Origin of the sequence: Luteibacter anthropi, from assembly GCF_023699965.1 — a bacterium.
Lineage (GTDB): Bacteria > Pseudomonadota > Gammaproteobacteria > Xanthomonadales > Rhodanobacteraceae > Luteibacter > Luteibacter anthropi.
Map to the genome: position 1 here is coordinate 1,903,185 of NZ_CP077072.1, position 17,970 is coordinate 1,921,154.

Genomic DNA, 17,970 nt, shown 5'->3' on the forward strand with positions numbered 1-17,970 from the left:
CCACGGTGAATCATCCTTGATGTTGAAACATGGGCTGGATCAGGGCGAGGGCAGGTGCACCGAGACATGCTCGAAGAGCCACAGAGGATGACGTGCCGTGCCGGCCAGGGCATTGCGCGCCGTGGGACGCAGCATGAAGGCATGGCTTCCGGGGCCGCCCTGGCGGAACAGCTCGAACGATGGTGCATCGCCGTTGATACCCTTCAGGGCGGCGCGCAGGTCGATGCGCGCCCATGCCCCGGTGATCGAGCCGATGGTGTCCTGCGGGGCTCTTGCGCGGGCCGGAAGCCACCCATCGGCCAGTGCGGTGATCTGGTTCAGTGGTGTCTCGGGCGCAGCGGAAAACAGGGGGATGCCGCTGGCACCGCCCGGACTGAGCTGGGACTGGCTCAGGACGATCGCCGAGTCGCCGACGGTTTCAAGGGTTTGTCGTGGTGCGTAGTGATAGACCACATCGGGCCACTCGTCCTCGGGTACAAACCACAGGTTGTCGTCGAGAGCCTGGCGTGCCGTTGTGGCGGTTGGCTGGAGATACCGTTGCCTGCGCACGGCGGCGAGCGCATCGTTCCACGTAGCGAGCTTGTCCGTAGATACCGGCGATGGCACGGGAGAACCAGCGGGAAGGTAAGCCATATCCTGGTACAGCGCCTCTCCGGGGTAATAGTTGAGGCGTCGCTTCAGTTCCGTCCTCAGCATGCGCTGCTCCTGCATCGACAGATCTGCCAGATCGGATGAAAGCGAGAGGGTGGGGTTGTAGGGGCGGATACGTCTGGCACGTACATCGGAAAGCGCTTCATCCCACGCATTGCGCTGTATGGCAGTGAGCACTGGCGTGGGCGAGTTCGGTGATGGTGTAAGCGCCATGCTCCGGTAGGCCATGTCGCCGTCGAGCTCACCAAGCCTGTCCTTCAGCAGGTCGCGCAGGCTGGCGAGTTCCTGAGGACGCAGGTCGGCCAGGTCGGGCACGATCGTCTGCCTTGACCTCGGCTGGCCCCGTTGATTGCGTATGGTGGATACGATCTCGTCCCATGCAGTGCGTTGTGCGTCGGGAAGCGCAGGAATGTGATCCGTCTGCTGAAATGCCATCTCGCCGTACACATGTGCCCCTTGCTCCGGGCCCAGGCGCCTGTTGAGCTGATTGCGAAGCTTGGTCCGCTCGTAGCTGGTGAAGTCCTCGGTGTCGAAGGATTTCACCCGGCGCACCGGTGCTGGAGTGGCAGGAGGTGTCGGTGGCGACGGCGGCATCATCTGCAACCTGCGGCCTCGCACGTTGGTGAGTAGTTCGTTCCACAGGCCGACATGCTCGGAAGGTATGGCCGGGATACTCGTTTCGCCTGCGTTGCGGTAAGCCATCTCATGGAAGGCCCGCGTACCGTCGGCGAAATCGAGCCGGCGGATCAGCCGGCGCTGCATCCAGTGGATCTCGTCCGCGGAGAGGTCGGCCAGTTCGGGTGATATGTTCCGGCTTGGTGCCGGTGGCGGCGATGGCTGTCGCCGGCCCGTCCGCGCTATGACCATTGCCTCGTTCCACACCCCTTGTTCGCGTGCCGTGACCTGGGTGGTTTCGGCACCCGTGGTCGTGCGCCTCATCACGCGTTGATACAGATCGATGCCGTCGTTGAGACCGAGGCGATCCGTCAGCTCGCCCTGAAGGACACGCAGTTGTTCTGCCGTCAGTTGGTTCACCTCGGACGCTGCTGAAGCAGGCGCCGAGATGCGCCGCCGCGCCGTGGCTTGTGGACGGCCGCTGCCACCAGTCAGGCCGGTTCGCCGGTAATGCCACAGACCGTCGGCATGGCGTTCGACCAGTGGGCCGGAATAGCGCGGGTCCAGGGCACCGGGCCGGTCGAGTCGCCATCCGCCCATGCCGCTATCGAAGCGAACACCGTAGAGATTGTCACCTTGCCTGATGAAGCGGCGGCCGCCGATGAGATAGATGCCCTCCATGGGCACCTCCCCGGCAGGGACGGATACATCACGGGCGATGTATCGCGGTGACAGGAGCGTGTCGGGTGACGGAAGCACGGTAGTGCCTCGCGAAACGGTTGTCCGCCCCGGTAGATCGATACCTGCCTGCCGTGCACGCACCTTGAAGGGTATGCGGGCGATACGACCGCCCAGTGGAGGCAGCTGTTTCGCTCCCGTGCGGATGGCGCGCCCCGCGACACCGTTGACGACGAGGGGCGGGGAACGTCGGAGCCTCGTGGCTTCTGCTGGCGCATCATGCGACGTTGCGGCAAGCATGGCATGCGGGTCGAGCAGCCTGCTCGGGTCAGATGCCCTGTACAGGGCATCGATGCCGTCCGGGTCGTCCCATGCGTCATGCAATGTAGTGCGGAAATCGCTGAGCAGGTGTTCCGAGACGGCACCGAACGGCGCACGCCCGGCCTCGTAGGGATGGAAGGAGGGTGTTCCTACCGCTTCGCCGTCATCCGTAGTGTGCTGGCGGAGCCTGAACTCGACGTCTGCCAGAAGGGTATCTATCGAAGAAAAGGCCTCCCAACCAGCGCTGACGGTGAAAAGCAGCACTTCACCAGGGAACCGGTCGTCGCAGATGACAAGCATGCCGGCGATCGGCAGATCGTTTACCTTGATTTCTCCGGCACGTACATACGAGGGACGTACCGTTGGTGATGGCCGGGCGATGACCTGGATGATCGGCAACGCCTGTTCATCGAGTGCTCCGCTCTCCACCTGGAGGCGCGCGACATCGCGTGACGCCTGAATCAGCATGCGTGTGAAGGCCTCGCGGCGCGATATGAAACCTTCGCCCGGGGCACCAGGTACAAGGGCCGCCCAGAAGGCGTCGATGTCCGCCAGGAAGTCATCCGGCGATGCGTGGGGGGCCGAAGGATCGGGCAGCGCGTCCTGTTGCCCCGCAAGCCAGCGCTGCACATCGGCTAGTCGCTGTGACGCATCATGCAAGGCTTGCTGGCTGGAAGAAACGGAGGCAGGCGGAGCCTGCGGCGGCGGCATGTCCATGAGGTCTGTCCTCGGCGTGGCGGGGCTGCCACGTTAAGGTCATGCGGGGCGGGTTTCCGTCGGCGTCACGCTTGCCTGCATGTGGGCCATGCAGGGTGTTTCCGGTCCGCGCATGAGAAATCGCCCGCGCTTTCCTTGAAGGGGAAGCACGGGCGATTTGTCAGGCTACATGCCGGCAATGGCAGGCAGGATTGATCACTCGCCTGTGTGGTGGCGATGCTTTTCGTTCGCTACGTGCCGTTCGTGCAGTGAATCACCCGTGCCCGATGTCTGCGGATCGTCCGGCGGCCGCGCATCGAGATCGCGGTCGTTATCACCGCCCGGGGTGATCTTCAGGATCGAATGGCGCACTTCGCGAGCCAGGATGACGCGTGCATCGCGCACCATGTCTTCCAGGGCGTCGGCGAAGTCGAGCTTGCCCTGCTCGTCGGTCCAGACGATCTTCGCCTCGCGCAGCTTCTGGATGAAGCCGCGGAACAGCGCCTTGTCGAAGAATTCCGGTGCGGACAGTTCGTTGAGCAGGCTGAGGCGCTGCGCCGTGAGCGTGCAGGCATTTTCCAGCTCACCCGCCGACATGGTGTGCGGGCCATTCTTCACCAGAGCGGCAATGGCGATGTAATAGCGCTCAAAGGCCTGCAACATGCTGCGGGCGATCACACGCAGCTGGTAGGCGCCGTCGTCCTGACCGGGTCCGCGTTCCAGCACACGACCTTCGCCGGTCGCTTCGATGAGACCACGGCGCACGAAGAAATCGATCGTTTCCTGCACCTGGTTGGCAAAGCCTTCGGCATCCCACGGCAGGAACAGCTCGCCCTGGATGAACGGGTAGATGATCTTGCCCAGGCGCACCACGGACGAGCGCGACATGCGCCGGTTGTTGAGGAAGCAGGCCGCCACCCACGCAGCAGGCGCATTGAGGTGCAGCACGTTGTTGCGGAAGTAGGACAGCAGCACCGCCTGCTCGCCCTCGGTAACGAGCACGTCGCCCAGCGGATGGCGCACGCGGCGGATCCAGTTCATCTGCTCGCCGTAGGCGATGATGCCCTGCGGATTCATTGGCGTGATCGTGACGCGGTCGGAGTACGGCAGCTCCTGGAACATCGCCTTGGTGAGTTCGAGCTGTGCGAGCAGGTCGTTCTCGGCCATCGCGTGCTTGGGCGTGGCCAGCAGGGCCAGCGCGAGCAGGTTGATGGGATTCACGTCGGCCGCGCGATTGATGTTGATCTGGATGCGCTCGGCGAGGTCGTCCACCACGCGGCCCAGCCACTCCGGCTTGATGTCGGGGTCGGCCGTGGTTTCGCGCCATTGTGCCGAGGCGTCGTCCAGCATCGGGGTAAGCAGGATCGGCTCGCCGAAGTTGATGGTGACGTGGCCGTAGCGCTGGCGCAGCACCTTCAGGCCACGCAGCAGGCCGATCAGCGATTCCTTTTCCTTTGCCTTGCCCGACAGCTCGCCGATGTACGACTTGCCTTCCATCAGCTTTTCGTAGCCGATGTACACGGGCTGGAACATCACCGGGCGGCGCGGCGCGCGCAGGAAGGCGCGTACCGTCATCGCCAGCATGCCAGCGCGCGGCGTGAGCAGGCGGCCCGTACGCGAGCGGCCGCCTTCGATGAAGTATTCCAGCGGCACGCCGCGGTCCACCAGCTGCGCGAGATATTCGTTGAATACCACCGAGTACAGCGCGTTGCCCTTGAAGCTGCGACGCAGGAAGAACGCACCGCCACGACGTAGCACGGGGCCGATCAGCGGCAGGTTGAGGTTGACGCCGGCCGCGATATGCGGCGGCACGATGCCCGAATGGTGCAGCTGGTACGACAGCAGCAGGTAGTCGGCATGGCTGCGATGGCTAGGCACGTACACCACTTCGTGTCCCGGCGCGGCGGCGCGGGCCTTGTCGAAGTGATGCATGGCGATGCCGTCGTAGAGCTTGTTCCAGAAATTGGACAGCACGAACGAGGTGGAGCGTACCACCGGATGCGAATAGTCGGCGGCGATTTCCAGGGCGAAATCACGCGCGCGCCGTTCGGCCTTCGCCAGCGTGATGTTCTCCTTGCTCGACGCGGCCGCAATGGCATCGCGCACCGGCTGGGCGTTCAACACCGCATCGACCACGGTGCGGCGATGCGAGAGGTCGGGGCCGATCACTGCCGCGCGGATGCGGCGGAAGTGCGTGCGCAGCACGCGGGCGATCTTGCGGGTGAGGCGCTCGCGCGTGAGGCCGCTGGATTCCGACAGCACGGTGCGCAGCGACACCGGCGCGGAGAACTGCACGACGGTATCGCGGCCATTGAGCAGCAGCGCCAGCATGCGGCGAAAGCGACCGACCACCAGCCAGTTTTCGGCGAACAGCACGCTGAACCAGCCACTTTCACGGTTGGGTGCGCGGCCGACGTAGATGGACACCGGCACCACCTGGATATCGCGGGAGGGGTCGTCCTCCAGTGCCTGGATCAGCTGGCCGATGGGCTCCTTGGGGCCGCGCGTGTCGGTGCGCCCGAACAGCCAGCCCTCGCGGCGGCTCAGCGAGAACACCGAGCGACGGCGGCGGCCGGGCAGCTGGAGCAGTTGCATGGGGCTGGGCAGGCCCGCCTCGCGGCAGGCGCGCTCGAGGATCAGCGCATCGGAAGTGCCGTCGCGCTCGATGGCATAGCAGACGGCCGCACCGCTCTGGAGCAGGGCGGCGGGTTCGGCGGGTTCGCGCTTGATCTTCACCCAGGGTTCGAGCAGGCGCCCCAGCAGCTTGAACCACCAGGGAGAACGGGCGACTTGGACGTGCGGATCCGCACTCATCGGAATATCGGACATCACAGGATTGTACGGCCTTAGCGGGGGCGGGCGTCTGCCACGGGGGCAGCGGGCGCGGCGGCAGTGCCGGCGGGGGCGGGCGAGCTGGCGGCCGGCGCGGGAGCGCTCAGCCGGGCATGCTCGGCGCGGACGTCCTGCAGGAGGTCGCTGTCATACCAGCGGCCGTCGAGCAAAACCAGGGTGGTGTCGGTCTGGATGGGTTTGTCGAGCACGGTGTAGGTGATCTTCACGTGCGCCGAGGCGCCGCTGTTTTCCAGCGTCTCGATATTGGCCGTGTCGAAGCTCTTGTCCAGGGAAAGTCCGTAGACGTCGAGCAGTTTCTTCAGGCCCAGCCACGCGGTGGAATACGTTGCCATCGACTGCTGGAAATCCAGTGCATGCAGCGCCTCGGGCGTGGACAGGTGCGCGTTGCGTACCGTCTCCACGGCGATGGCGATGGCCTGCTTTGCCTTGGCCTGGTCGTTCCAGGCCACCGTCTGCGTCCAGGGCATGATCGCGTTCACGGCTTCGCGCAGCTGGCGCTTCTGGGGTACCGAGAGATCCTTGTCCTGGTCGATGGCCGTCAGCGCCAGTGACTGGCCCACGCCGGAGAGCAGGGGCATCTGGTCCTTGTAGTCGCGATCGAAGCGGACCAGCGTCGGGCGGACATCGGCAAACAGCTTCTTCTCGGCGTCCGCCTCGCTGAAGCGTTTCACCATGGCCGCAAAGCGGGCGCTGTCCTGCGGGTCCACTGGTGCGTGGGCGCTGTCGCGGCGCGTCCAGTCGGCGCGCAGCGTGGCGAAATCGGCGGGTGGCAGCGCGTGCTGCCAGTACATGTCGAAGCGACCGTCGCGGATCAGCTCCAGCGAGGCGCGCACGGCATCTTCCGGTGAGCCGCCACCCGGCGTGCCCGGTGGCTCCTTGTCCTTGCCGCAGGCGGCCAGGAGAACGAGAGCCGGGATCAGTAACCAGGCCTTGGTCGTGGAGCGGAGCATCGGTCGTCGTCCGTAAACGGCGGGGAGGCGAGGGTACGGGGGTGCCCCGCCGATCACAAGGGTAATCCGGTCAGGATGAAGGGCCGCATAAAGAAAAACCCCGGAGACCAGGAGGCCTCACGGGGTTATCCGGCCCGAAGCCGGCAAGGGAAATGGCCTTGCCCGCATTGCTTTCAGCGCCACGGGTTTTGGCGCCTCAAATGATAGTTGGACGACATTGCTAAAGCAATACCTTAGCAAATGTCGACTAACTTATTGAATTATTTGATTTTCAACGCGTCGATCTTCTTCTGCCGACGCGCTTCGCGAGGCAGAGTGTAATCGTTGTCGAACAGGGATGCCTCCCACGCGCCGTAAGTGGGGTTCGGCAGCACGAACCAGCGCTCGCCGATCCAGGCCGTGTAGGGGGCCATGGCCTTGGTGCGACCCTCGGCCGTATTGCCCGGGATGTTGGCGAAATCGGCGATCTGGTCGCCGAACTGCATCAGCACGCGGTAGTTCTTCGCCACCAGCTGGCGACGGCAGCCCTTCTCGCTGCCCACCTGCTCGCAGCCTTCGACGAAGGTGCCCAGGCCCAGGAAGGATTCCTTGCCTGCCACGGGGAAGCCGGCCGAGCGCAGGTTGGCGAGGGTGGATTCGTCGAGGTCCTTCGCGCGGTTGGAGATGTAGATCACGGCAATACCGTGGTCGGCGGCAAACTTCGTGAACTCCACGGCGCCCGGCAGCGGGCGTGCAATGGCTTCCTTGCACCATTCGGCCCAGGCGGCCTCGTTGAACTCGCCACCGGAACGGACCAGACGGGCCTGGTAAGGCGAGTTGTCGAGCACGGTCTCGTCGATGTCGAGCACCACGGCCGGTTTCAGGCCCTTCAGCGAAGCGTGGGCTTCGCGATCGTCCTTCGGCAGGGCGTCCCAGCGGGTGTCTTCCTTCGCTTTGAGCAATTTCTCTTGCGCGTTGCGGAACGTCTGCAGGTAGATGAAGTCGTGCTCGCTGGCCGTCTGTGTCCACGCCACGGCATTCAGGTTGTCGTCGGCGACGGGGCCGCCCGGAGCCGGTGCGGCGGCGGGTGCCTGCGGCGCGGGAGCGGCGGTAGCGACAGGTTTCTGCACGCCAGCGCAGGCGGTCAGCAGCAGGGCCGCGGCAAGCGCGGTCGGGACGAACTTCTTCATGGTAAGGAAAACCCCTGGTGAAACAGGCTGCGCGCCCGTGGGGCGGCGATTGTCCGGGGAGTTTACGACAGCGTGACGACGGACGGGGCTCTGGTATACGCCACCCCGTACTGACAGACTTCGCCCTCATCCACGACGAGGTCGTTCATGGACGCCGTCTCATCCCGGATCAGGGCATCTCGTATCGCCAGCTACCTCATGGCAGGTCTTGGCCTGTTCCTGATTCTTTACCTGCGCCTGCTGCCCGCCCTGATGGCCGGCCTGCTGGTGTACGAAGTGGTGGTGTCCCTGGCGCCGCTGATGGGCCGTCGCATCTCGGGCGATCGTGCCCGCGTGCTTGCCGTGGCCATCATCGGCGTGGTGGTGGTGGGCGTGATTACCCTGCTCATCCTCGGCGCGATCAGCTTCTTCCGCATGGAGATCGGCAACCCCGAAGACCTCTGGCAGAACAAGCTGATGCCGATGGTGGAGCGCGCGCGGCAGCAGCTGCCGCAGGCCGTGGTCGATCGCCTGCCCGACAGCGTGGACGACCTGCGCGTCACGGCGCTGGACTGGGCCCGCTCGCACGCCGTCACGCTTCAGCTTGCCGGAAAGGAAGCGGCCCGCGTGCTGGTGCATATCGTCATCGGCCTCGTGCTGGGTGCTTTCGTGGCCCTGAGCCGCACGCGACCGTCTCACCAGATGGGGCCGTTCGCTGCCGAACTGAGTCTGCGCTGCGCCCGGCTGGCCGATGCCTTCCACAACATCGTGTTCGCCCAGATCAAGATCTCGCTGGTGAATACGGCTTTCACCGCCATCTTCCTCGTCGGCGTGCTGCCCCTGTTCGGCGTGCACCTGCCGCTCACCAAGACGCTGATCGTCATCACCTTCATCGTCGGCCTGCTACCGGTGATCGGCAACCTGTTCTCCAACACGGCCATCACCATCGTGGGCCTGTCGGTCGGCCTGTACGTGGGCCTGGGGGCGCTGGCGTTCCTCATTCTCATCCACAAGCTCGAATACTTCCTCAATGCCCGCATCGTGGGTGGGCAGATCCGGGCGAGGGCCTGGGAGCTGCTGGTGGCGATGCTGGTCTTCGAGGCGGCGTTTGGCTTGCCGGGCCTCGTGGCGGCCCCCATCTTCTATGCTTACCTGAAGGCGGAGCTGGAAGCCGGGCGATTGATCTGACATTCATCGCCTCCCTGCTGGAATCCCGCCACCCCTAGGAGTACCGGCATGGTCCAGCTTCCCACCGATTCCCGCATCGTGCGCATCGCCAGCTACCTGCTGGCGGCGCTGGCGCTGTGGGGCATCCTGATGATCCACCTGGTCTCTGCCCTGCTCGCGGGGTTGCTGGTGTACGAGGTGGTGGAGGCGCTGACCCCGCTGATCCGGCGCATCACCTCCGGGCGCGAAGGCGCGCGAACCATCGCGGTGGCGGTGGTGGCCGTGGTGGTGGTCGGTGCCATCGTGCTGATCGTGGTGGGCATCCTCGGCTTCTACCGGCACGACCTGGGTGACCCGCAGCAGCTATGGGATACCAAGCTGTCGCCCCTGCTCAACAAGGCGCACGAGCAACTGCCGGCCTTCATCACCACGAACTTGCCCGACAGCTTCGCCGACATGCGTTCGCAAGGCATGGACTGGGCGCACAAGCATTCGGGCGACCTGCAACTGGTGGGTACGACGGCGGCAAGAGTGTTCGCCCATGTGCTGATCGGCCTGGTGCTGGGCGCCATAGTGGCGATCTCGCATGGCTCGGGTGGCCGCCCTGCACGCCCGCTGGCGTTCGAACTGTCGACGCGGGTGCGTCGCCTGGCCGAAGCCTTCCACAACATCATCTTCGCGCAGCTGAAGATCTCGGCGATCAACACGATGCTGGCGGCCCTGTTCCTGCTGGTAGTGCTGCCGCTGCTGGGCGCCGATGTCCCGCTGGCAAAGACGCTGGTGATCATCACCTTCGTGGTGGGCCTGCTGCCCGTGGTCGGCAACCTGATTTCCAACACCCTCATCACCGTGGCCGCGCTGTCGGTATCGCTGTGGGTGGGCGTGGCAGCGCTGGGTTTCCTGGTGGTGGTGCACAAGCTGGAATACTTCCTCAATGCCCGCATCGTGGGCGGCCAGATCCGCGCACGCACCTGGGAGCTGCTGGTGGCCATGCTGGTATTTGAGGCCGCTTTCGGCATCCCCGGCCTGGTGGCCGGCCCGATCTACTACGCCTACCTCAAAAGCGAACTCGAAGCCGAAGAGCTGGTGTAGGAGCGCGCCTGCGAGCGACCGGAGGTATCGCAACGGCCGGTCGCGCGCGAGGCGCGCTCCTACAGGAGCTGGCAGCAAAAGTTATTCCAGAAGCTCGTGCAAGCTGGGCAGGTCATTCATCGGACTGAGAGCGACCGCGTACTCGGTGTTATGCAGGAGCAACGGTAGGTCGCTCCGGGGCCGCACGATAAGATCGTCGGGATTCTGCAGATGGCGGTAGACATCAAAGCGCGCCTGCCCTGCCTGGATGCTCTCGTCGTAAGCCTCGCGAAGCCTGATCCGGAGGGAATAGGAAGGCACATCCAGTGAGACAGGATGCGTCGTCGTGCTGCGCATGGTGATGCCTTGATGGGTGACAGATACCATGTCCGACTCCATGCGCAGATAAGTGGATGGCCGCCCACCGAAGGTTCGTATTTGCACGAGGTGTCCTTCGGATCGCCAGGGCGTGTACGCCAGTTCGGGTATCTCGGTGTCGGTCAGCACCCGATACCCTGGCGGAGCAGGGGCTGGTGTGGATGGCAAGCGGGGAGGGTGTACGTCCGCTGCGTGATTCACTGCGAAGTCGAGACGGTGCTGATGCTCCATTGAAAGCGTCCTGACATACCCGGGATTACCGATGCGATGGCGTAGATCGACGAGAGCCGCTTCCCGCTGTACGGGATTCGGAAAGGCATCTTCAAGTTCGCCGATGAGACGCTGGAAGTAACGGATACCTCTTTGCGGCGGGGCCGGATTTCTAGCGGGCGGGAGTGATGCCGGACGAGGCCTGTCACCTCCGCCAAGCAGGCCGGTCCGGTGATGTGTCCAGCGATTGGTGCCGATTCGCTGGATGGGAGGGCCGTAAGCCGTGGGAGCGGCATCCGGGCGACGCAGGCGAACGGTACTCATCTGTTCGTCATAGCGGGCGCCGTACATCAGGCCGTCATGATCGATATAGGTCTGCCCGCCTATCCGGTACAGTCCGTGGCTATCCGGCTCGCCTTGCTTGCGCACGCGGGTAGCGAGGAACCTGGGCTCGAAGGGCTCCGGAGTGAGATCCTGCGTTCGTAGATGCACGATTCCCCATGCTTCATCGGGCATGCTCCCACCGATAACCTTTGGCCATCTTGGTTTGCGACGAAAGGGACGGAGCAACCATGTGAACAGATCGCGCTTGCCCCGGGAAGCGGGTTCGCCGGAACCGGTTGCATACCATGGCGGCGTCACATGTCGAAATGGCGCGGTCAGCATCGATGGCATTGCGCTATCCCCGATCAGCGCAGACTGCGAAAGCGCGGCGAGGGCGTCATCGAAGTGAGCGTCGAGCACGTCACCCTTGATTTCACGCTGCAGGGAAGCCTGCTGCCCGAAGTCCCCCGGAAGCTGCGGAACGCGTGCTGCGAGGTAATCGTGGAACATGGGGTGGTGAAGGAACCGGTTCGTGGCATCCTGCCAGTCGTCGAATTCGCGAAAGTGCTTGCCGTCGGGCGCATCCGGTGTGTACAGCACCACAGTCGGAACACTTTGCGGCTGCCGCACGCCGATGGCGATCAGGCCCTCCACGGGAATGCCCGCAAGGAGAACCTGGCTGGCGACAATCTCGTGTCCCTCCACCTTGGCACGCCCTGCAGGCGCCGGTGAATCGAGAACCGCCTTGACCCATTGATATCCGCGCTGGGAATGGTCGTCACGAAAAGTGGCCGGCTCGTGCGACAGGACATAACCGAGCCGTGCGTCTTCGGCCCTGATCCGCATCAAGGCATGGCTCAAGCCGGTCGTCAGCTGCTTGCGCAGCTCGCCGGCGCGGCCGGAACGCAGGCTCTCCAGATAGGCATCGTATAGCGCGATGGCGGGCTGCTGTTCATTGCGCTGCAGAGCGAATGCCAATGCATCCACGGGAGGTGCGATGCCATGATCGGCAAGGATGCCAGCCGCTGCGCGATGCGCGGAACGATAGGCCAGCGCAGCGGCAATCCAGTCCTGTCGCATCGGGGCAGGCACGGCTGCCAGACGATCTTCCTGGTGGGCAAGATAGAGGCGCTCGTCACGGGTGGCGAGCATGGCATCGATGTCGATCACGGCATCCAGTTCCAGGGTATCGCGCATCTGGTCGATGATGGCGAAACCGGGTGACGCGTCAGGCGACATGACCTGCGACTGGAACCAGGCTTGCCGAAACTTTTCCTTCTGCAGGTCGACGATTCGCTTGGCCATGGCTTGCCACGGTGAACCTTCCACGGTGCGGAGTCCTGCCGAGAATCGCTGCATGGCAAGAGCGGATTGCATGCGATCCATGGCAGGAAGGTCGGATCGTCGCGTCAGTGCGTGACGCATGCGGTGCTCCAGTTCGCGGTAGTAAGCATCGAGGTTTCCGATGACCTTCCAGCCACCATCCAGGGTCAGCACGATGGCCTGGCCGGGTTGGTTGTCGTTCTGCAAGACCAGCGTGCCCGCGAGCGGCACGCCGTTGACCAGCAGCTCACTAGCGTGCAGCCCTGCCGGAATCTGCTCAAGGTTGGCAGCCAGTGCTTGCGCAGCAGTGGCCGCCGTGTCATCCAGGCTGCCGTCCCGGGCCATCAGCGCCGCGATGTCGCGGGCCAGCCCAGCCAGCTGCCAGGCCAATGCCTGTTGGCGTGGCATGGAATCGCGATCAGCCTCAAGGCGGACGGAATCGATCCAGTAGGCATCGAGTGCCGTAAGGAAGGCGTCGACATCCCGCTGTGACGCTATGTCGTCGACCGATGGCATCAGTGCCTGCTGGGTAGCGATCCAGCGTTGCCTGGATGCCATGCGTGCGACGGCATCGATGCCTTCCTGCTGTGTAGAGAGCATCAGGGCTGGGGGAGCTTGTGGTGGCGCGGTATCCATGACACGTCCTTTGTGTGGGAAGTGTGGGATTCTCGACGCTCCAGGTAGTTGCTGCTGTCGGTGCGTTCGGGAGAATCGCGTGTGTTTATGGCTCACCAGGTGGGCTTTTGCATCGTAGGGAGGGCTCGTCTTCCGGCCTCTCCCGACGTGATGGCGTGCTTTTGCAGGAGCGCGCCTGCGCGCGACCGGTTATCGCGAACATCATCATCGTTTCGATTCATCCGGTCGCGCGCAAGCACGCTCCTACAAGGGAGCGTCACCCCATGGGCTTTCCCACCGGACCCCTTCCGCTCCGGGCGATCCGCCGGGCGCGAGGCCGGAAAGCGAATCGTCCCTACGGGGCGAGACACAACCCCGGACACCCTCAGTACGTCACGGTCACCGTAATCGTGTCGCTATAGATCCCCGCCTGCACGGCAGACTGTGTCCTGACGAAGCCATACACCGTCAACGTCTGCTGTGCTCCGGATCCCGTGCCGCCCGCCGTGTCGGTGTTGAGCGTATTGCCCCATCGCTGCGTCCCCAGGTTATCGGTGTACAAATCGTAGAGGACGTACCCCGTACCGGACGACATGCGTCGCTGTCCGCTCAATGCATTTATTCCGTTGTCCAGGCCCACCTGAAAGGCTGCGCGATTGGTGCAGGTGACGCGCACCAGCGTCGTCGCATTGCTGGTGGTGTTCAGCAGGCCCGACACATTGCCGAACTGCATGTTGGTGGCGGTGCCGAGCGTGCACTTGGCGGCCACCGATGCCGATACGTTTATCTGCGGCATCGTGGCCTGGAGAGGGCCGCCGGAACCTCCCGCCGTGCAACTGGACGGGAAGGTGCCCAGGCTCAGCAATACCTCGTTATAGCTATAGGTCAGCTGGTTGTTCGCGGCAGCAAGCGTGGCGGCGTACGCGCCGGGCGAGAGGTTGGATTGTGACGCAGGTACGCGACCATAGATCGTCGTACTTCCGTTCACTATGGCGCCATTGCTCAGCAGGCCGATCTGCAGGTTGAACGAACCGGGGGTATAGCTTCCGCTGAGGCGGGAGCCCCAGACCACCGTTCGGCCTGCATCCTGGAACAGTCCGTACTGCATGCGATCGCCGCTCGGGTCGATCATCGTGCGTGGCGAGAAATTGCCGAGATCGTCAGGCCCGATGCTGCCGCACAGAGTGACGAAGCTGCCGAACAGCGCACCCAGCGCGCCCGTGTATGTGCAGCTGTAGTTGAGCGTGGCCGTCGTATCCACGAAGGTGCCGGTCGGGTCGACCGGTCCGAACGCCACGCCCGTGATGCTGGTGACACTGCACGTCGTGGTGGCATCCGCTCGCGGAGCCACGCACAGGGCCGCCAGCAACAGGGCGATCACGGCAAGCCATTTCATGGCGTATCGCTCCGGCAGGTGAAGGGGCCCAGCTGTGGCAGGTCCGTTGCCTTGTCCGGATAGGTGAAGCTGACGCTGCATGGCGGCCCTTCGGGAGGCTGGACGTGGATCGTGGTGTCGCCCGCCTGCAAGCGGTCGAGGTAGACCATGCCGTCGAAGCCGATGATGGCCGGCTCGCCACCGTCGCCGGTATCCACGGTACCGCCCACCTTCAGCGGCTTGCCTGCGCCATCGACGAGCAGGATCGTCGCCGCTCGCACATACTTCACCGGAAAGCGGACCAGTACACCCGATCGATCCGATGGTGCGACGACCGCATCGACGCGCTGGATACGCGCGTCCGCAGGCAGATCGAGGGGATCGATACCCAGGTGATTGTCCTGCCAAGCGTTGAGGCGGGCGACCAGCAGTGTGCCGCGGCTGTCGGTCTGTCCGATGGCGCGGTTTTCGAGCGTGACAGGTACATCCGGTGTGCCGTCGGTACTCACCAGGGCGAAGGCGTCGTCGATGCGGCGGGATGCATAGGCATGACCACCCATCAGCACCACGGCGCCGACGGCATCGGCATACGTATACGTCGAAGGCCCGAGGTTGTTCGCACCCACGGTCAGCTGACCGCGATCGCCAAGCCAGCCGGCTTCGGCCAGGCCACCGCTGTTTTCTCCGCTGCGTCCCTGGACATGCCAGCCAAAGCCGCCGTCGCCGTCGATGGGGCGGCTGACGTCGGCGATGGCGAAGGTCTGGTTGTGGTCCCTCTGTCCGGCCAGGCTGGCGGTGAGGCCATCGTCCAGCGAGATGGTGACGCCCACGAAGAGGCTGCGGTCGCTGCCGCTGTCGAGATTCTGGTTGTAGTTGAGGTTCACCGAGATGCCGCGGCCGAGCGTCCGCATGGCGAACAATCCGCCATAACGGGAGTTGGGCTGCCCGGGGTAACGAAGCCGCACGTAGTTCACGCCGAAGTTCGACTCGTGCACCGTGAAGCCCACGAGGGCGCGCTCGGACACGCGCGGAGGTGGCGAGCCGTAACTGGATGCCACGTCGCGGTAGCTGCTGTTGCTGCGCAGGCTGTCCACGGCAACGTTCATGAACTTGCCCACCCACGTATAGCCCAGCCCATACTGCATGCCGCCACCACGCGAACCGGCGAGCGAGCCATTGAAGATGCTTGCGCCGAACGGGTTCCACAGCCCGCCCACGCCCCCGCTGGTACGTCCGTCGCCCGCCTCGGCATGTCCTTCCAGCGTGAACTGGTCGGTGATGCCGTGCCGCCACGTGCCGCTGCCGATCAGCGCGCTGCCATACGAGAACGATGACGTGCCGTAGTTTTCGCGTACCTTGCCGAGATCGACCGACCAGTCATCGATGCCCTGCCGCAACAACTGCCTCGCCGCATAGAACGGAAAGGTGACCGTGCTCGTCCTGCCCAGCGCGTCGGTGAGCACGACCTGGGCCTGGCCGGCCTGGTCGATGCCGGGCGTCGCCGTCAGCTGAAACGGCCCCGCCGGCACGCGGCCACTGTACTGGCGGATACCATCCACATACAGATCGACCGATGAAGGAGCCGTGGCTTCGCCGAAGAACTGCGGCAGGGGCGTGGTGATGCGATAAGGCTGCTGCGAGAAGTCCGTGCCAAGCGATATGCCGCCGATACGCGTTGCGCGCGACCACGACGTATAGCCGGTGAAGTTGTCTCCCACGGTCAGCGCAAGCGAGTGCTGCGGGAATGACAGCCGCCATTGCGTATCCAGACGTACCGTCTGGCTTTGCCAGCCCTCTCCCTGCAACTGGTAGCGTCGGGCCAGCGCGGTGGAGCTGAGCACGCCCAGTCCGTCGCTGAATCCGCGCAGTTCCGTGAAGGCGCTGACGTTGCCGAGCCCTCCGCCGCGCGAGGCATATACGTCGTAGTTGAGAAGTACGCCGGTGCCGCTGGTGGGCGGTGTCGAGGCACGCTCCACGGTATTGAGCACCTGGCGTTGCAGGTGGAGCTGGTCGAGCGGGGCCTCGATATGGATGACCTGTTCGCTGGCATCGTAGGTGTACGTAACGCCTTTGAGATCGCGCAGGCAACGCAGCTCGTCGCTGGCAGGCAGCTTGAAACCGATGGCCAGCAGATCCGCGTTCTGCACGCAGAGGGTGTCGTCGCGCATGATGAAATGCACGAGACGTTCGGTGCTCGTGCCATTGAGGGTGACCTCCAGGTAGAGGTCTTCCCCGGCCAGGCGTTCGCGGGTGGTCACCGTCGGCGGAGGAATCGCGTCGGCGGGACCATGGTTTTCGACGGCGTGCACGACAGCAGCATCGAACGCCAGGAGGCTAGCGGCCGCCCGCGCCAGTGACCAGGGTCGATTCGACCGGTTCACTGTTCACCCTTGCTTTCAGCACCCCGGTGGCTGGTGGCGTTTCCTTCGGTGTCGGCCAGCTCATGGTGCTTCCGGGCAGCGCATAGCCGACCAGGCCGCGCACCAGCGTGGTTCGCTTGCCACTGGCGTCCGTGAAGGACAGTTCCGCGATCTGCGCATGGCCATTGCCATCGTTGCGAATCCGGACCATGGGCCCGGAGGGCGTCGTGATCCATTCGGTATGCAGCGTCGCCTTGACTGCAGGATCGCCCTTTGGCGCGAGAAAGACCGGTACGGAATAGCGCAGCACGAAGTTCAGTCCGTCGTGCTTGCCGTTGGGCAATTCGTCCACGATGACGCGATAGGCCGTTTCCGCGCCGTCGGGCGGCGCGCCCGTACGTATGACGCGCACCATCTGCTTGCCGCCCGGTGCGATGGTCACCATGGGCGGGCTGGCCAGCAGGTCGCGTGACGCGTCGTACATGTCCTGGCCATCCTGCTGTATCCAGCGGAAGACGCGGACTTGCGCGTGAAGGATTTCGCTGCCGGTGTTGGTGAGCCATAGCGCATCCGCAGGTGTGCCGGCAGCCAGGCGAAGGCCGATGGGCGACACCTGCAATCCGCTGGCCCACGTGGTGGGTGCAGTCAGGATCGCGGCGGCCAGCAGCCCGGCCAACCCCATCCGGGAAAAGCACCGAAACACCGTCAGTACGTGATCGTGGCGGTGATGGTGTCGGTATACGAACCGGTGGCGAAGTTCGTGCTTGGCACGTTGCCGTAGACAGGTATCGGGACGCTCAGCCCGGTACCGATGCCGGAGTACACATTGCCGCCGGTACCGGTGGTGCTGCCCCATACCGTGCTCGGACTGATGACAGCGGTCTGATACAGCTGATAGGGGACCAGCGTCGTTCCGTTCTTCATGGCGCGATTGTTGACGTTGGTACCGTTCAGGCCGTTATCCAGTGCAATGGTAAAGGGTGCCAGCGGCGTGCAATTGACGTTCAGGGCGCCCTGGTTGGGCACGTTGGTGGCGGTGGACGGTTGCGTACCGAAATTCACGTTGGTGGGCGCGGTAGTGGTGATGTTGCACGCCGATGTAATGGTGATCAGTACGTTGAACGTATTGGTGGCGGTGGCGGCAAAGGCGCCAGGCGTGGCAACGACGGCGAGCACGGTAGCGCTGGCGGCGATGAGTGAGCGGATGCGGATCATGATGGCTCTCCTTCTTCCCT

Annotated in this window: 11 protein-coding genes; 2 read left to right on the forward strand and 9 right to left on the reverse strand. The window is 64.3% G+C overall.

The genetic code is table 11. The features are described from left to right. Positions 1 to 39: 39 nt before the first annotated feature. The 4 genes from KR767_RS08475 to KR767_RS08490 all read right to left on the reverse strand — a co-directional run bounded on the left by KR767_RS08475 (position 40) and on the right by KR767_RS08490 (position 7,933). The gene (locus KR767_RS08475) at positions 40 to 2,982 is read right to left on the reverse strand and encodes a hypothetical protein (protein WP_250878808.1); all 2,943 of its coding nucleotides are present in this window, start codon (positions 2,980 to 2,982) and stop codon (positions 40 to 42) included. 195 nt (positions 2,983 to 3,177) lie between these two features. After that, positions 3,178 to 5,790, reverse strand: coding sequence for a glycerol-3-phosphate 1-O-acyltransferase PlsB (gene plsB / locus KR767_RS08480; RefSeq protein WP_250878809.1), 2,613 nt, complete (start codon positions 5,788 to 5,790; stop codon positions 3,178 to 3,180). Between the two features lie 17 nt (positions 5,791 to 5,807). Further along, positions 5,808 to 6,764: a hypothetical protein gene (locus KR767_RS08485; protein ID WP_250878810.1), complete on the reverse strand. Its 957-nt coding sequence runs from the start codon at positions 6,762 to 6,764 to the stop codon at positions 5,808 to 5,810. A gap of 260 nt (positions 6,765 to 7,024) precedes the next feature. Further along, positions 7,025 to 7,933: a 5'-nucleotidase, lipoprotein e(P4) family gene (locus KR767_RS08490; protein WP_250878811.1), complete on the reverse strand. Its 909-nt coding sequence runs from the start codon at positions 7,931 to 7,933 to the stop codon at positions 7,025 to 7,027. 147 nt (positions 7,934 to 8,080) lie between these two features. Between KR767_RS08490 and KR767_RS08495 the strand changes: the two genes are divergently transcribed. Then, entirely contained in the window at positions 8,081 to 9,100 is a 1,020-nt protein-coding gene (locus tag KR767_RS08495; RefSeq protein WP_166946242.1) for an AI-2E family transporter, read from the forward strand. 48 nt (positions 9,101 to 9,148) lie between these two features. After that, positions 9,149 to 10,171 carry an AI-2E family transporter gene (locus KR767_RS08500; protein WP_250878812.1) on the forward strand — a complete coding sequence of 341 codons (1,023 nt, stop codon included), beginning with the start codon at positions 9,149 to 9,151 and terminating at the stop codon, positions 10,169 to 10,171. Between the two features lie 81 nt (positions 10,172 to 10,252). On the opposite strand, the gene KR767_RS08505 is transcribed toward KR767_RS08500, so the two are convergent. From KR767_RS08505 to KR767_RS08525, 5 genes are all read right to left on the reverse strand, one after another. Further along, the gene (locus KR767_RS08505) at positions 10,253 to 13,021 is read right to left on the reverse strand and encodes a DUF6543 domain-containing protein (protein ID WP_250878813.1); all 2,769 of its coding nucleotides are present in this window, start codon (positions 13,019 to 13,021) and stop codon (positions 10,253 to 10,255) included. 364 nt (positions 13,022 to 13,385) lie between these two features. Next, positions 13,386 to 14,396 carry a Csu type fimbrial protein gene (locus tag KR767_RS08510; RefSeq protein ID WP_250878814.1) on the reverse strand — a complete coding sequence of 337 codons (1,011 nt, stop codon included), beginning with the start codon at positions 14,394 to 14,396 and terminating at the stop codon, positions 13,386 to 13,388. Beyond that, positions 14,393 to 16,684 carry a fimbria/pilus outer membrane usher protein gene (locus tag KR767_RS08515; RefSeq protein ID WP_250878815.1) on the reverse strand — a complete coding sequence of 764 codons (2,292 nt, stop codon included), beginning with the start codon at positions 16,682 to 16,684 and terminating at the stop codon, positions 14,393 to 14,395. The genes KR767_RS08510 and KR767_RS08515 overlap by 4 nt, the downstream gene beginning before the upstream one ends. 25 nt (positions 16,685 to 16,709) lie before the next feature. Then, complete coding sequence (locus tag KR767_RS08520) at positions 16,710 to 17,411, reverse strand: fimbrial biogenesis chaperone (protein WP_250878816.1); 702 nt, start codon at positions 17,409 to 17,411, stop codon at positions 16,710 to 16,712. A gap of 29 nt (positions 17,412 to 17,440) precedes the next feature. Further along, positions 17,441 to 17,950 (reverse strand): Csu type fimbrial protein, encoded by a 510-nt coding sequence (locus KR767_RS08525; protein WP_166946250.1) that lies wholly within the window; start codon positions 17,948 to 17,950, stop codon positions 17,441 to 17,443. Positions 17,951 to 17,970: the final 20 nt, after the last annotated feature.

Excerpts from the sequence above, each read along its gene's own strand:
- KR767_RS08475 (WP_250878808.1), bottom strand. The coding sequence starts at position 2,982 with ATGGACATGCCGCCGCCGCAGGCTCCGCCTGCCTCCGTTTCTTCCAGC.
- plsB (WP_250878809.1), bottom strand. The coding sequence starts at position 5,790 with ATGTCCGATATTCCGATGAGTGCGGATCCGCACGTCCAAGTCGCCCGT.
- KR767_RS08485 (WP_250878810.1), bottom strand. The coding sequence starts at position 6,764 with ATGCTCCGCTCCACGACCAAGGCCTGGTTACTGATCCCGGCTCTCGTT.
- KR767_RS08490 (WP_250878811.1), bottom strand. The coding sequence starts at position 7,933 with ATGAAGAAGTTCGTCCCGACCGCGCTTGCCGCGGCCCTGCTGCTGACC.
- KR767_RS08495 (WP_166946242.1), top strand. The coding sequence starts at position 8,081 with ATGGACGCCGTCTCATCCCGGATCAGGGCATCTCGTATCGCCAGCTAC.
- KR767_RS08500 (WP_250878812.1), top strand. The coding sequence starts at position 9,149 with ATGGTCCAGCTTCCCACCGATTCCCGCATCGTGCGCATCGCCAGCTAC.
- KR767_RS08505 (WP_250878813.1), bottom strand. The coding sequence starts at position 13,021 with ATGGATACCGCGCCACCACAAGCTCCCCCAGCCCTGATGCTCTCTACA.
- KR767_RS08510 (WP_250878814.1), bottom strand. The coding sequence starts at position 14,396 with ATGAAATGGCTTGCCGTGATCGCCCTGTTGCTGGCGGCCCTGTGCGTG.
- KR767_RS08525 (WP_166946250.1), bottom strand. The coding sequence starts at position 17,950 with ATGATCCGCATCCGCTCACTCATCGCCGCCAGCGCTACCGTGCTCGCC.